General features: G+C 61.4%; 14 protein-coding genes and 1 pseudogene. 13 read left to right on the forward strand and 2 right to left on the reverse strand.

Annotation, left to right across the window (positions count from 1 at the left end):
* Positions 1–172 precede the first annotated feature (172 nt).
* Positions 173–454: a hypothetical protein gene (locus ACIGFL_RS07060; RefSeq protein ID WP_397496639.1), complete on the reverse strand. Its 282-nt coding sequence runs from the start codon at positions 452–454 to the stop codon at positions 173–175.
* A 545-nt stretch (positions 455–999) separates the two neighbouring features.
* On the opposite strand from ACIGFL_RS07060, the gene ACIGFL_RS07065 reads away from it, so the two are divergent.
* The 3 genes from ACIGFL_RS07065 (at position 1,000) to radC (ending at position 2,615) form a co-directional block, all read left to right on the forward strand.
* Positions 1,000–1,269, forward strand: a complete 270-nt coding sequence (locus tag ACIGFL_RS07065) for a hypothetical protein (RefSeq protein WP_397496640.1) — start codon at positions 1,000–1,002, stop codon at positions 1,267–1,269.
* Positions 1,266–1,613, forward strand: coding sequence for a LasR-specific antiactivator QslA (locus tag ACIGFL_RS07070; protein ID WP_397496641.1), 348 nt, complete (start codon positions 1,266–1,268; stop codon positions 1,611–1,613). The genes ACIGFL_RS07065 and ACIGFL_RS07070 overlap by 4 nt, the downstream gene beginning before the upstream one ends.
* Positions 1,614–2,108: 495 nt before the next feature.
* On the forward strand, positions 2,109–2,615 hold the full coding sequence (gene radC / locus ACIGFL_RS07075) for a DNA repair protein RadC (protein ID WP_397496643.1): 507 nt from the start codon (positions 2,109–2,111) through the stop codon (positions 2,613–2,615).
* Between the two features lie 36 nt (positions 2,616–2,651).
* Here radC and ACIGFL_RS07080 read toward each other — a convergent pair whose 3' ends face one another.
* A complete protein-coding gene (locus ACIGFL_RS07080) occupies positions 2,652–3,464 on the reverse strand; it encodes an NYN domain-containing protein (protein ID WP_397496644.1) in 813 nt (270 codons plus the stop codon).
* A 564-nt stretch (positions 3,465–4,028) separates the two neighbouring features.
* Between ACIGFL_RS07080 and ACIGFL_RS07085 the strand changes: the two genes are divergently transcribed.
* The 10 genes and pseudogenes from ACIGFL_RS07085 to ACIGFL_RS07130 all read left to right on the forward strand — a co-directional run bounded on the left by ACIGFL_RS07085 (position 4,029) and on the right by ACIGFL_RS07130 (position 13,488).
* Complete coding sequence (locus ACIGFL_RS07085) at positions 4,029–4,547, forward strand: PAAR domain-containing protein (protein WP_397496645.1); 519 nt, start codon at positions 4,029–4,031, stop codon at positions 4,545–4,547.
* Positions 4,544–5,251 carry a VRR-NUC domain-containing protein gene (locus tag ACIGFL_RS07090; RefSeq protein WP_397496646.1) on the forward strand — a complete coding sequence of 236 codons (708 nt, stop codon included), beginning with the start codon at positions 4,544–4,546 and terminating at the stop codon, positions 5,249–5,251. Before ACIGFL_RS07085 ends, ACIGFL_RS07090 begins: the two co-directional genes overlap by 4 nt.
* A 15-nt stretch (positions 5,252–5,266) precedes the next feature.
* The gene (locus ACIGFL_RS07095) at positions 5,267–6,355 is read left to right on the forward strand and encodes a DUF3396 domain-containing protein (protein WP_397496647.1); all 1,089 of its coding nucleotides are present in this window, start codon (positions 5,267–5,269) and stop codon (positions 6,353–6,355) included.
* A gap of 27 nt (positions 6,356–6,382) precedes the next feature.
* Positions 6,383–7,105 (forward strand): Imm52 family immunity protein, encoded by a 723-nt coding sequence (locus tag ACIGFL_RS07100; protein WP_397496648.1) that lies wholly within the window; start codon positions 6,383–6,385, stop codon positions 7,103–7,105.
* Between the two features lie 196 nt (positions 7,106–7,301).
* The gene (locus ACIGFL_RS07105; RefSeq protein ID WP_397496649.1) at positions 7,302–7,553 is read left to right on the forward strand and encodes a hypothetical protein; all 252 of its coding nucleotides are present in this window, start codon (positions 7,302–7,304) and stop codon (positions 7,551–7,553) included.
* Between the two features lie 145 nt (positions 7,554–7,698).
* Positions 7,699–8,064: pseudogene (locus ACIGFL_RS07110) on the forward strand (organic hydroperoxide resistance protein); the annotation flags it as partial.
* A 372-nt stretch (positions 8,065–8,436) separates the two neighbouring features.
* Positions 8,437–8,913 carry a 2,4'-dihydroxyacetophenone dioxygenase family protein gene (locus ACIGFL_RS07115; RefSeq protein ID WP_397496650.1) on the forward strand — a complete coding sequence of 159 codons (477 nt, stop codon included), beginning with the start codon at positions 8,437–8,439 and terminating at the stop codon, positions 8,911–8,913.
* 67 nt (positions 8,914–8,980) lie between these two features.
* Positions 8,981–11,341, forward strand: coding sequence for an arylsulfatase (locus ACIGFL_RS07120; RefSeq protein ID WP_397496651.1), 2,361 nt, complete (start codon positions 8,981–8,983; stop codon positions 11,339–11,341).
* A gap of 44 nt (positions 11,342–11,385) precedes the next feature.
* Positions 11,386–12,219: an SDR family NAD(P)-dependent oxidoreductase gene (locus ACIGFL_RS07125; protein WP_397496652.1), complete on the forward strand. Its 834-nt coding sequence runs from the start codon at positions 11,386–11,388 to the stop codon at positions 12,217–12,219.
* 9 nt (positions 12,220–12,228) lie between these two features.
* Entirely contained in the window at positions 12,229–13,488 is a 1,260-nt protein-coding gene (locus ACIGFL_RS07130; protein ID WP_397496653.1) for an anaerobic sulfatase maturase, read from the forward strand.
* Positions 13,489–13,494 lie beyond the last annotated feature (6 nt).

The raw sequence follows: 13,494 nt of genomic DNA on the forward strand, positions 1-13,494 counted from the left end.
CTTGAATTCTTCGGGGTAACGCTGGTTGCTCATGGCACCTCCTGATGGGCCTCATTATGAGGCTTGAAGGTGTCTACGAAACTAGGGTCGATTCAGTGTGATCTCTCAGTAGGTTGTTCATCCGGGGCATTCCCGGAATTCTGGAAGTGCGACCAACACAGCCCGGGACAGACTAGTTGCTGACTAAGGAAACGCCCGCCTCCTTATGCACGCGCACCGAGGCTATATCCAGCTCCTCGACCAGAAACTCCCGCTCCTCCTGGCCGGTAATGCGGCCGATCAGTTCCCACTGCTGATCCAGCTCTTCGCTGATGGCCTGCATGCGCTCGATCATTCGCCGGGCTGAGGCTTGTAAAGCTTCGTCCTTGCACCTGAGCTGCTCGAACGCCATGGCGGTAACGGATGCGGTCATGTGGGTCATGCTGCGGGCCATCAGGCCCAGCAGTTGGGTCAACTGCTCTTCCCTAGCAGACATAGGTTGCTCCTTTTGAGAGTGACTCTCAGCATAGCTGATTGACCTCCGCTGCGAGTTGGCCGACGCGTAAGCCGAAAACCACAAGCGGGGTACTCCCTCAGCTACCCCAATCAGGTGACCCATAGGGCGGCCGCACGAAACTAGAAACCCGACTACGCCACAGTAGGTTGCCATCCGGAAACCCTCGGGCTAGAGTGCGCCCGTCGTGGTCAATCCCGCGACCGGGTGTAGCAACCTGAATCGTTCGAGGCGCGGTAGCGCCATAGCTTAGGCTGCCAGCATTCATGTGCTTGGTTGCTTAACTTCTATGGTGGGCCGTGTGGGGCAGGCTTTTGCCTGGCCGGTTCCCTCGGACGCCGGTTTGCTACCCCCGCACGGTCCGCCTCCATTACCGTGTAGCAACGGCGGTAGGCGGCTCCTTAATCGTCTGAGGAGCATAAGGAAAATGCGCTACCCCCTTTTTACCCAAGAGCTCCGCCTTGGGCTTCAGGTCTTGCTGTTCACCTCTGATCTGGAGGTGCGCCATGGCTGAGTTCGAATCCTGCGTCGTACCTTTTCCGCTGCAGCGAAGCCCGCTGCATGAGTCCGAACGCTCTCCCCTACCCTCTGAAGCTGCGGCTGAACTACGCGGCGTAATGCTCGGCAATCTGCTCGATCAACTGGCTGAACCTGACGGCTTGCAGCCGGCAGATCTGCGCGTGCGTATCGCTGCTTACTCAGCCCTGGATCTGCTCGATGAGATGGTCTTGCTCTATCGACGAGCCCTCTCCGAAGTGCGAGGAGGTGCCAGATGAGCAATGGCGTCATGACTTGTCTGCCACCTCATGATGGCCACCCAGGCGTGGAGATCACCTGGGCAGCCGACTGCAGGGAAGCATTCAACCAAGGCGTGAGGCTGGCCCAGACCTGGCTCGACAACGCCCGCAGTGGATGGCTCTGGGCAGTGATGATCGCGGAGCGCGATCTGCTGCCCTGCGCTATTGAGAGGCGAGCTTTTGAGGTGGGTTTCCTGAGTCGTATCCATCAGCGCATGTGCTCACACCAAGGCTGCGGTGAGCAGGCAAAGACCTACAACACTGGTGAACACTTCGGCCACAGAAAGACCCTGACGCTCGCCGAAGCGAGGTGTCAGGGCTGACCTGAGCCATGGCAAATGCCAATGAAGTGGCCTGTTAAAACAGACCAGGAAGGAAGGTTCTGAGCTAACGGAGTGCATGGGGTCAGCGTCCTGCCTGTTTGCACTTCGTTAGCCCAGCGACCAGAGGGTATTTCGATAGCGGCCATCTGCCAACCCAGCAGGATGGGTCATTGGTCACATAGCGAGAACTTGTCTCCCGCCTCTCGCACTGACTGCTGCACACCATGGCTGCATTTCTGCTACTCGCCAACAACGCCTCTGGGCGCTTGTTGTGGGGTCAAAAGAGCCTGCGCGCTCCGCTTGCTGGTGGCGCCTGTGAGATCGGTGGAATGACGGTCTTGCTGTTTCCTCTCACCCTATCACGGCGTTCTCGCCGTCAAGGGCTGCACGCGCTTCGCGCGCTTGCGGCGGAGCCGGCTATCGCCCCCTGACTGCTGCGCTGCGCCGCGCTGGGCCGGTTCCGGGCAATTCCGCCCGAGCAACTGGAGCATGATCATGTCGCAGCTTTCTCTCGCCTTTGACGCTTCTCTGATGATTCGTGACGAGCAAGGTCGTTATTTGCCTGCCACTGCTGAGCAGATCCTGGATGCCGCTCGCAAGGTGATCGATCAGAAGGTTCAGCGAGGCGCAGCCTTCACATCTTCGGAGATGGTCAAGGAGTACCTGATCGCGAAGCTGGCTGGCTTTGAGCACGAGGTTTTCTCAGCGTTGTTTCTGGATGCCAAGCATCGCCTGATCCAGTACGTCGAGATGTTCCGCGGCACCATCGACAGTGCGTCTGTGTACCCGCGCGAGGTGGTCAAGGAAGCACTGCGCCTGAATGCAGCTGCTGTGATCTTCGCGCACAACCATCCAAGCGGAAATCCAGAGCCAAGCCAGGCTGACAAGGTACTAACACAACGCTTGAAGGAAGCCTTGGCGCTGGTCGATGTCCGCTCGCTGGATCACATCATCGTGGCAGGCCAACGCACAGTATCTTTCGCTGAGCTTGGGTTGCTATGAACCAAGGGGGCTGAGCCCCCTTTTTGCTGCGCCCTTTCAGGCGTGTGCAGCGTGTTCAGCCGGTTCATCTTCCTTGGCTGCCAGCCCCACAGTCCAGTGTCCGCCGTTCTCTTGGATCAGGTGCAGCAGGTCGTAGGTTCTGATCATGTCGAGCAGACCAGAATGGCCGTAGGCGTTTGGCGAGAACGCCGGATCGGTACGCTTGAGGTACTGCCCGAGGACGCTCAGGGTGACCTTGCCTTCACTGGTTCCGCCTGCAAGAAGAGATACGGCATCCACCACGAATCGGGGCCGCCGTTTAACGACTGGCTTGCTGGGTTCAGGCTTGGCGGTTTCCTGCTTGGCGCTTGATTCAGCCTTGGCTGCGGGCTTGTCAGCCTGCTCCGCAACAGGCTCCTGGAAGTGCTCCTCGCGGCGCCACTCAAAGAACTGGTCGCTGGCGTTGCGCAGTGCATCGGGAGTCTTGGATTCACCGACGATGCAGACGGTTGCGCCGCGCTCCCTGAGCTTGCGGCACAGGTAGGCGAAATCAGAATCGCTGGTCACCAGGCAAAACGTATCCGCACGGTGATCGAAGAGCGCCTCCATTGCATCCAGGGCCAAGGCGATATCGGAGGTATTCTTGCCGGCTGCATACTGGTACTGCAGGCATGGCGTGAAGGCCAGTCGAACCAGAGCCTCCTGCCACTTGTTCGCCAAGGTGCCGTGATTGCCATACCCCCTTCTCAGGACGACACGTCCGAACTGGGCCACAACGCGCAATGCGTGTTCCAGAATCTCGGGCGATACGTTGTCGCAATCCACCAGAACAGCTACACGCGTTTCTCCAGCCGGAGTGAAAGCTCCCATCCCTGCTCCTATCGAGTGATCCCAGTTGACCGGGAGGCTTTTGTTCAAACCAGTCCCACAAGCCAACGATGCACAGGGCGGCGTGGGCAAGTCAACGCAATGTAATCATCGGCGCCAGCTGCACCGAAACGACCAACCTAAGCGGCAACATTGTCTTGCCGCGGCTGACCTCTCGCCGATCACTACGATCCACACCTCCACAGAGCAAACCTTCATCAGCAGCGCTTTAAGCCTTGGCGATTCACATCCGCCCTTTCCATCTCTTGATACTCGAGTCTCGACCAGCTTTCCCAGCCCAGCGCTGCTGGATCACATGGGGAGCGACAGCATGATCGTCCGTCGCTCCCTTCGGCTGGCGCACGCAATATTTCCTTACATTCGCCGCAAGCCCACACTTTACGGGGCTTCGGGGCCATTCGCGCAAAATTCTGCGCAACTCCGTCCTGCTAAGGTCGCGTGCGAAATCTGGCTGGTGCGAGTCGTGTCCGGGCCTCTCGATGGTCCCGGCCGCCCCTCTGGCCATCTTCTTCGAAGCGACATCGCGCTCATGCAAGGATCTGCAGAATGAGTGGAAAACCAGCAGCTCGCGTTACCGACCCTACGGCCTGCCCGCTGCCAGGCCATGGCACCAATCCCATCGCTGCCGGCTCGCCCAACGTCCTGTTCGACGGGCTGCCAGCAGCCAGGCAGACTGACGTTTCTGCCTGTGGAAGCCCAATCGCTTCAGCGGTGGCCTCCACCGTGTTCATCAACGGCTTGCCGGCGGCCACACTGGGGAGTGTCGGCGCGCACGGCAATGTGATCGTCGGGGGCTCAGCAACTGTGCTGATCGGCGATGCCTCGGTCGTGGCTGCCTTCACGCCTCCTGCTGCCCTAAGCAACTCCACTGCCCCCTTCTCCGGACGCTTCCAATTGATCGACCAGGAGACCGGCAAACCTGTTGCCGGTCGTAGGGTGAAAGTCTGGTCGAGCGGCGGGTGGAGTGCCATCGACACGACAGATGCAGAAGGCATGACCTCCTGGGTCAATCACAACGCCTCTGAAACCCTGCATATCGATCTGGTTCAGGGGGATGGGCAATGAGCGATCAGCCAAGCCTCTCCCAAGGTGGCATGAGCCCGACTGGCAAGGTCAATCCAGTAGGTGTGCTGGAGCCTAAGCTCGATCCGCAGGACAAGAAGGTGTTGTGCTCGGCTATCTGCTACTGCAGCAGCACGCCTAACATCAGCCAGGATGGCAAGAACCTCAAACAGTCCTGTGTTGCCCAACGACTCGGCGAGCTGAATGAGGTGCTTCAAGGGCATAGTCCTTATCGGCCCGAAGTCAGCTACGACATGACCAAGAACCCACCGCAGCCCATTCTCGACAGCCAGACGGGCAGCAGCGCTCACGGCTGGATACCGGGGTGGATCAGCAAGTACTGGAATGATGACCCGGAGCATCCGCCCTTCAAACCGGGCAAGGGGATGATTCGCCGTCCTGACGTGGTGATCGTCATGGATCCCAGCAAGCCGCCGACGCAGGACAATATCAAGCAGGTGGTGGAGATGAAGTTCCCACCGGATCAGAAGAATCGCGAGCAAACTGAAGCATACGCAGCTATCGCTGGGGATGAGCGAAAAGTGGTGGAAATGAAATCAACCGAGTGCGACTGCAGCCAGGAAAACCAGCAGTCCGAGGTACCCGTCGAACAACTGGGCTGGGCCGCTGCGGCGGCAAGCGCTCTGATGTATATCCTGACCCGTGGCCGCTCGCCACGCCCGCCGCTTCCAGCACCTGCTTACTGATTTCGAGGAACACCCATGGCACAACCATTCGACCTGGCCGAGGAACTGGCCAAGCAGCCTCACCTACTGGAAATGCCCGGTAGCCTGCTGATGAAAGGCGGCCCAGAGGACTACATTGGGGCAGTACTTTGCGTGCGCGGCACGCTCTACTTCAGAGAGGCACACACGCCCTTGGTACGTGAAGCGCTTTGCCAATGCTTCGACGAGTTCAAGAAGGTGGCAGAACCGCATCTGACTTGGTTGTGGCGGGAAGAGCCCCCCAAGGGTAAGCCGCTTATCGCCTACAAGGACGCAAAGCCGCTGCGGGAAATGATGCAGGAGATGGATGAGGATGATCACCTCAGCTTCTCCTACACCAATGGAAAAAACGCCCATGATGCCGGCGCTTGGCTCTTCGATATCTACGGCAAGCGTGGGTGGCAAGCCAAGATGGGGGACGGCCTAAGCGTTCTGGAGTTCTCGGCTCCACTGCTTTACCAGGAACAGAACCCCCTGTTTTTTCAGCAGCTATTCCTGAGCTTCGCCCGTCGGCTGGATCCCGAGCAGGGTTACGCCGGCCTGGCCTTCAACCTGTCACCGACTCGGCGCGATGACAACGAACCCACCGAAGCCTTTATGGCTCAACGCATGCCCGGCCTGGATGTAGGTACCGCAGCGCTGCTCGCTAATCGCCCGGCGTTCAAGCACGCCAAGATCAAGAGCATCAACTGGCTGACCTTACTCGACCAGGTGCGTTTGGATCAGGTGGACGGCCTGGACGTGCTGCGCGGTCAACTACCGTCGAGTCATTTCGCTTTCTATGGGTGCGGCAACGGCGTAGTCATTCAAGCAGGCGCTCACCCCTACCTTGGCGGAGATGCTGACGACCCGAGACCTGCTCCCTATGTGCTGCTGAACCGTGCACTCAAGGGCATCCGCTACGAAACCGTAGGCTCCTTGCATGGTGGCTCACATGACGGGGAGCTACGGTTGGTAGGCTGGTCAGCTGATCAGTGGCTCAAGCGCCTTGACGTGGATGATGGCGACCTACCCGGCTGGCACGACAAACTGCTCAATAGTGAGCCCTATCTGGATGCCACCAATACCCTACCAGAGCGCTTGTAGAACGATCTGATTGCTTGAAGAGTGGGCATGGCAAATTCTTTCCGGTCTTTCGTGTTCAAGATACGCTTCGACAAGCAGACCATAGCCGCTGTACCTCATGAGGAACAGTTGGAGTGCATACGCCGCTATCTAGGTGCGCTGGGTGAGGTGCACCCACTTCTTGGCAAATGGTACCTGCAGGGCGCCTCCGTTCAGGAGGTGCTTAGCCATGAGGTGTTGAGCGAGGCTCGAATCCTGTCGCAAGCTGCAGCCGCGCGTTTCGACACAGAGTTTCCGACATGGCTTTCACTCTCGGTCTGGAACGGGCAGGAAGATCCGCTGCAAGGTGGCCTGGCCTTCAGCTACGACGCACATGATATGGAATCCATATCCAGCATGGATTTCGAGGACGCCGGAGCGCTGGTTTCGGCGCTGAAAAACCCAAGGCCGGTGCTGGTGGCGATGCTGCATTTGGCGGTATCGATCTGGCCTGAAATCGATTGGGTGGTGATCGCGCCAGGTCGTTACTACCTGGACGAACAGGTTTTCCCGGGCCGGCAGACCATCGGCTGGATCGGCTTCTGCCCACGTTTGCTGAACCCCGGCGATTTCCCGGATGCGGACGAGCTGATCGACATACCGGAGCGCGGCACGCTGATGGTGAGCTGTGCCCAGGTCATGGATGAAAGGAATCGAGAGCACTCCCGCATCGTCGGCACGCTGGACACTAAGCTCGTCGAGCTGGGCTATCTGCCCTTGTTCAACAACTGACGTCGGCCCAAGAGTCTGAACCGAACTGGGATCGGAGGTGCGAGCCTAAGCGGAGTAGGCAATCAACTTAGGGGGTACTTCGAGCCCCCCTTCTACTCCTGCAGCAGGAGGGTACTGGAAGTAAATCTCCAGGCTCAGCCATAAGGCCAAGTTGTGGTCTATCCTACTGGCTCAAATACCCAGCAAGGAGAGCGAAATGGGATTGGTTGTCGAGCGCAGACCCGGTCAAGGGCTGTATATCCAATTTGACCCGACCATGTCGGCAGCAGAGCTGGACGAACTGCTGCGCAAGGGCATAACGATCAATCTGGTGGAGATCAACCAGATAAGATCGAAGGCACGAATTCACATTGAAGCCCCATGGGGCGCCCTCATCTTGCGTTCAGAGCTGCTTGAGCGCGCTGCACATCTACATCAAAAATCGGCAGAGACGGTTCCGGAGCAGTGACACGCCATCTGCAAACCTCACAAGAGCGAGCCAGGGTTTATTCTCAGGCGCTCCGCTCAGTGCAGAGGTCGCCTGATGCAATTGCGTAAAACTCGTCGCTTTTTCGTCATCTACTGAGGCATGCCATTCAGAGCAGCAGTGAGGTGCCATCTCCTCCGACGGCGTACTCGACGTCGCCCTGGCCACCTCGAAAGAACTCGGCGGCGCCGGCGGCCAGGGCACCAACCCGGAGCAGTTGTTCGCCGCCGGTTACTCGGCCTGCTTCCTCGGCGCGATGAAATTCGTCGCCGGCCGCGACAAGCTGGCCGTTCCGGCAGATGCCTCGATTGAGGGGGTAGTGGGGATAGGGGCGATCCCCAACGGCTTTGGTATCGAGGTCGAGCTACGCATCAGCCTGCCAGGCCTGGACCGCGAGCAGGCGCAAACCCTGATCGATCGTGCGCACATTGTCTGCCCGTACTCCAACGCCACTCGCGGCAATATCGACGTCACCCTGACGCTGGTCGACTGACTCGCCACCACCATGGCCGTCCCCGAACAGCCATATGCAAGCTACGCGGATGGCCATGGTGGCAAACTGGGTGACATCTAATAAGTCGGCCTCTTTCGGCCGATTCTGTTGAAAAAGTCGGTCTCCGAGGGAGCTGCTTCTCGGCAGCTAAAACATCACTCAATCTCGGCATTGCTACGTAAAAACCAACGGCGTCGGCTGACCGATACCGTCAGGACCATTCCATCTTCCGCCGGCACAAAATCCGTTCTCGATGTCAAGACTCCGCTAACCCGTCACTCACCCCCTAACAAGGGGGGGTGAAGGAAATGAGCTCCTACTCACAATCGGCGATGTGTAAATCCACTGTGTCTGAGCCAAGGAGCAACCTCCATGCTGTACGAATCGATCGATACCGCCGCCATCAACGACGAAGACCTGCCCTGGATTCCTTTTACTCCATTCAGCAATGAGGTTTTCCTGAAGTACATCAAGTGCGATCCCGTACGCGGAGAGACCATCACCTTACTCAAGGTCCCGGCGGGCGCTTCGCTACCAAAGCATCATCACTCTGGCACGGTGATCGTCTACACCATCAAGGGTGCCTGGAAATACATTGAACACGACTGGATTTCCAAGGAAGGCGGCGTGGTGTTCGAAACTGCCGGCACCAGTCACACACCCATCGCCCTGACCGAGTATGGCGACGAGATCATCACCCTGAACATCACCCAAGGCGACCTGTTGTACTTCGACGAGAACGACACCCTCTGCGCCATCGAGAACTGGAGGTCAGGTGTCGAGCGTTATCTGGCCTACTGTGCAGCCAACGGCATCGAGGCTAAGGACATCACCAGTTTCGCGGCCTAATTGCGCTGTCCACCCGCCTGCTCCGGGCCGGCGGGTCTCGTCATAGAACAACAAGACGGAAGCCCAGATGATCAACAAGCCTCGTGCGGGAGAGATCGCCCTGGCGGTCGGTACGCTCCTCGGCACCTCGATTGCCGCGGCGCAGGACAGCCTGCCCTTTCCTCCGGCGCCGTCCGCCAGCGATGCCGGCCCGACCCTGCAGGAGTCCCGCCACCAGAAGCGTCAGACGCAGACGCACCTGCCGGCCGATGCGCCGAACATTCTGGTGATCATGCTCGACGATGCCGGCTTCGCCCAGGCCGATACCGTCGGTGGCGGCATCCATACGCCGACCCTCAGCCGGGTCGCCGACAGCGGCATCCGCTACAACGCCTTCCACACCACCGCCATCAGCTCGGCGACGCGCGCCGCGCTGCTCACCGGGCGCAACCATCACCGAGTGGGCAACGGCGTGATATCCGAGCTGGCCACCGACTGGGACGGCTACACCGGGGAAATCCCCAAGAGTTCGGCGACCATGGCCGAAGTGCTCAAACAGTATGGCTACAGCACTGCGGCCTTCGGCAAGTGGCACAACACCCCGACCCACCACACCACGGCGGCCGGCCCCTTCGATACCTGGCCCACCGGCTACGGCTTCGAGTATTTCTACGGTTTCCTCGCTGGCGAGACCTCCCAGTACGAGCCGCGCCTGTACCGCAACACCAGCCCCATCGAGCCGCCCCGCGAACCGGGCTACCACCTCAGCGAGGATCTCGCCGAGCAGGCGGTGAACTGGCTGCACGAGCAGCAGACCCTGGCACCGGACAAGCCGTTCTTCCTCTATTGGACCCCGGGCGCCGTGCACGGCCCGCATCAGGTCAGCGCGAGCTGGGCGGACAAGTACAAGGGCAAATTCGACAGCGGCTGGGATCGCTACCGCGAAGAGACCTTCGCCCGCCAGAAGGATCTCGGCTTCATTCCGCAGAACGCCCAGCTGACCCCGCGTCCGGCCGAGCTGCCGGCCTGGGACAGTCTCAGCGCCGAGCAGCAGCGCTACCAGGCCCGCCTGATGGAGGTGTATGCCGGCTTCATGGAGCATGCCGACACCCAGGCCGGCAAGATTCTCGACGAGCTGGAACGCCAGGGCGAACGCGACAATACCCTGATCTTCTACGTGTTCGGCGACAACGGCGCCTCTGCCGAGGGCATGGAGGGCAGCATTAGCGAGCTGCTGGCGCAGAACGGCATCCCCTTCCCCAAGGAACAGCAAGTGCAGGTGCTCGACAGCATGTACGGCGGCCTGCCGGCGCTGGGCGGCGCCAAGTTGGAAAGCATGTACAACGCCACCTGGGCCTGGGCCGGCTCCGGTCCCTTCCCCGGCACCAAGCTGGTGGCCGGCTACTTCGGCGGCACGCGCACGCCGCTGGCGGTGTCCTGGCCCAACGGCATCGCGGCGGACAAGCGGGTCCGTAGCCAGTTCCACCACGTCAACGACATCGCCCCGACCGTCTACGACCTCCTCGACATAGCGCCACCGCTGTCGGTCAACGGCGTCGCCCAGGATCCGTTGGACGGCGTGAGCATGCGATACAGCTTCGCCGAGGCGCATGCCGAGTCGCGCAAGCCTCCGCAGTACTTCGAGGTACTCGGCAGCCGCGGCCTCTACAAGGACGGCTGGATGGCCTCGGTGTTCGGCCCGCGCAAGCCCTGGGTGCAGGGTTTCGCCCAGTTCATGGGCTGGCAGCCGCAGAACGACCGCTGGGCGTTGTACGACCTGCGCAGCGATTATTCGCAGGCCACCGACCTGGCGGACAAATACCCCGAGAAGCTCGCCGAGTTGCAGGCCGAATTCGACGCGCAGGCCAAGGCCAACCACGTCTACCCCATAGGCGCGGGGCTGTATCCCTTCCTCGACCCGACGGTGCTGGCCGGCGACGGTCGCCAGGAATGGCGCTTCGACGCGCGCACCAAGCGCCTGCCGGAGTTCGCCGCGCCCAATCTGCGCAGCCGTGGCAGCCTGGTGCGCGCCCAGGTCGAGCTACCGGAAAAGGCCAGCGGGGTGATCTACGCACTGGGCGGCATCAGTGGCGGCGTGACCCTCTATCTCGACCAGGGACACGTGGTCTACGAGTACAACGCAATGGCCGTGGCGCGCATCAAGCTGCGCGCCGAGCGGCCGCTGGGCGCCGGCAGCGCGACCATCGAGGTGCGCACCCAGACGACCGCCGCCAAACCGGGCGCGCCGGTGCAACTGAGCCTGCTGGTCGATGGCGAGGAAGTAGCCAGCGGGGTTACGCCCTTCGCCCCGCCGCTGACCTTCACCGCCAGCGAGACCTTTGACGTCGCCCAGGACCTCGGCTCGCCGGTGGCCCTGGACTACTTCGAGCGCGCGCCCTTCGCCTTCGAGGGCAAGGTGCGGGACCTGCTCGTCCGCTACACCCCCTGACCCAACTGCAGGGGCCACGCTTGGCGTGGCCCCGAGGAGCACAGATGGCCATCGCCGACCTGAAGCACAAGAAAGTCCTGATCACCGGCGCCGCCTCCGGCATCGGCCGCGCCGCCGCGCTGGCCTTCGCTCGCCAAGGCGCCACCCTGCTGCTGTGCGATATCGATACGGCCGCCCTGGAGTCGCTGCGCCGGCAGATCGAGGATACCGGCAGCGATTGTTTTGCCTATACCGTGGATGTCAGCGACGCCACCGCCATGTCGGAGTTGGCGGCGCGTATCCAGGTGGCCCAGGGCGCGCTCGACATACTGGTCAATAATGCTGGCGTCGGCTACCTGGGGCGCTTTCTAGACAGCGATCTGAAACACTGGCAGCGGGTGCTGGATATCAACCTGATGGGCGTCGTGCATGGCTGCTACTGCTTTATCCCACACATGATCGAGGCCGGCGGGCCGCGCCAGGTGATCAATGTGGCCTCGGCCGCCGCTCTCTTCCCCTCCCCCAGCATGGCCGCTTATGCGGCGTCCAAGCATGCGGTCTATGGCCTCGGCGAGGTGCTGAAGATGGAGCTGAGCGATACCGAGGTACAAGTCACCACCCTCTGCCCGGGCGTGATCAACACGCCGATCGTGGCCAACCGCAATAATATTGCCGCCTCGGTAAGCGACGAGCAGCTCGGCCGTCTGCAGAACTACTACCTGCGCAAGGGCTGCAGCCCGGATCTGGTGGCCGAGAGCATGGTGCGCGCGGTGAAGGAAGGTCGCGATCTGATTTTGGTCGGTCCCTTCGCCCGCCTGATCTTTCAGCTCAAGCGCCTGTCGCTGGGTCTGCTGCGCAGCCTCATGCTCAGGGACGCGCGCAAGATCGGCTATCTCTGAGCCTGCACCATGAGCGACCGCCAACCGCAAGGCCTGCACCTGATGGCCAAGCCCGTCGGGCCGATCTGCAACCTCGATTGCGACTACTGCTTCTACCTGGAGAAGGAGCGGTTGCACCCTGCCGGCAACCGCTTCCGCATGTCCGACGAGGTACTGCGCGCCTACGTACAGCGCTATATCGCGGCGCAGCGCAATCCGGAAGTGGAGTTCACCTGGCAGGGCGGCGAACCCACCCTACTCGGTCTGGAGTTCTTCCAGCGCGCCATGGACTACCAGCGCGAGTTCGCCGGCGGCAAGCACATTCGCAACACCCTGCAGACCAACGGCACCCTGCTCGACGAAGATTGGTGTGTCTTCCTCGCCCGCGAGGGCTTCACCGTCGGCATCAGCCTCGACGGCCCGCAGCCGCTGCACGACCTGCACCGTCCGGACAAGCGTGGACGTTCCAGTTTCGACCAGGTGATGCGCGGCCTGCGCCTGCTGCAGCAGCACCAGGTGGCCTACAACGTCCTGGTGACCGTGACCCGCGAGGCCACCGCGCAGCCGCTGGCACTGTACCGCTTCCTCAGGGACGCCGGCGTGCGCTATATCCAGTTCAACCCGGTGGTCGAGCGCGCACCGACCCAGCCCGACGCTGCACGCGGTCAACAGTTCGCCACCCCGCCCGAGCTGCGCCTGCGCGACGTGCAGGCAACCAACACGGCGGTGACGGCGCAGAGCGTCGAGGCCGAGGCCTATGGCGAATTCCTCGTGGCCATCTTCGACGAATGGGTGCGCCAGGATGTCGGCAGCGTCCACGTGATGAACTTCGAGTGGGCGCTGGCCGCCTGGTGCCAGCTGCCGCCCAGCGTCTGCCTGTTCGCCCCGCGCTGCGGCAAGGCGGCGATAGTCGAGCACGACGGCAGCCTGTACTCCTGCGACCACTACATGTATCCCGAATACCGTCTCGGCAACATCCGCGAGCAAGACCCGGCCGAGCTGCTCGCCTCGCCCGCCCAGCAGGCCTTCGGCGCGGCCAAGGAGGAGGCGCTGCCGGACTACTGCCGCAGATGCGACTACCTGTTCGCCTGCCACGGCGAGTGCCCAAAGAACCGCTTCATCGAAACTCCGGACGGCAAGCCCGGGCTCAACTACCTGTGCGCCGGCTACCAGCGCTACTTCCGCCACCTCACCCCCTACCTCAACGCCATGGCCAAGCTCATCGCCCATGGCCAGCCCGCCGAGCTGATCATGCAGGCCTTCCACGGCCCGCTGCTGATCAAGCTGTAGCCCCCA

This window comes from Pseudomonas sp. NPDC077649, assembly GCF_044542855.1.
Classification (GTDB): domain Bacteria; phylum Pseudomonadota; class Gammaproteobacteria; order Pseudomonadales; family Pseudomonadaceae; genus Aquipseudomonas.

Excerpts from the sequence above, each read along its gene's own strand:
- ACIGFL_RS07065 (WP_397496640.1), top strand. The coding sequence starts at position 1,000 with ATGGCTGAGTTCGAATCCTGCGTCGTACCTTTTCCGCTGCAGCGAAGC.
- ACIGFL_RS07070 (WP_397496641.1), top strand. The coding sequence starts at position 1,266 with ATGAGCAATGGCGTCATGACTTGTCTGCCACCTCATGATGGCCACCCA.
- radC (WP_397496643.1), top strand. The coding sequence starts at position 2,109 with ATGTCGCAGCTTTCTCTCGCCTTTGACGCTTCTCTGATGATTCGTGAC.
- ACIGFL_RS07080 (WP_397496644.1), bottom strand. The coding sequence starts at position 3,464 with ATGGGAGCTTTCACTCCGGCTGGAGAAACGCGTGTAGCTGTTCTGGTG.
- ACIGFL_RS07085 (WP_397496645.1), top strand. The coding sequence starts at position 4,029 with ATGAGTGGAAAACCAGCAGCTCGCGTTACCGACCCTACGGCCTGCCCG.
- ACIGFL_RS07090 (WP_397496646.1), top strand. The coding sequence starts at position 4,544 with ATGAGCGATCAGCCAAGCCTCTCCCAAGGTGGCATGAGCCCGACTGGC.
- ACIGFL_RS07095 (WP_397496647.1), top strand. The coding sequence starts at position 5,267 with ATGGCACAACCATTCGACCTGGCCGAGGAACTGGCCAAGCAGCCTCAC.
- ACIGFL_RS07100 (WP_397496648.1), top strand. The coding sequence starts at position 6,383 with ATGGCAAATTCTTTCCGGTCTTTCGTGTTCAAGATACGCTTCGACAAG.
- ACIGFL_RS07105 (WP_397496649.1), top strand. The coding sequence starts at position 7,302 with ATGGGATTGGTTGTCGAGCGCAGACCCGGTCAAGGGCTGTATATCCAA.
- ACIGFL_RS07115 (WP_397496650.1), top strand. The coding sequence starts at position 8,437 with ATGCTGTACGAATCGATCGATACCGCCGCCATCAACGACGAAGACCTG.
- ACIGFL_RS07120 (WP_397496651.1), top strand. The coding sequence starts at position 8,981 with ATGATCAACAAGCCTCGTGCGGGAGAGATCGCCCTGGCGGTCGGTACG.
- ACIGFL_RS07125 (WP_397496652.1), top strand. The coding sequence starts at position 11,386 with ATGGCCATCGCCGACCTGAAGCACAAGAAAGTCCTGATCACCGGCGCC.
- ACIGFL_RS07130 (WP_397496653.1), top strand. The coding sequence starts at position 12,229 with ATGAGCGACCGCCAACCGCAAGGCCTGCACCTGATGGCCAAGCCCGTC.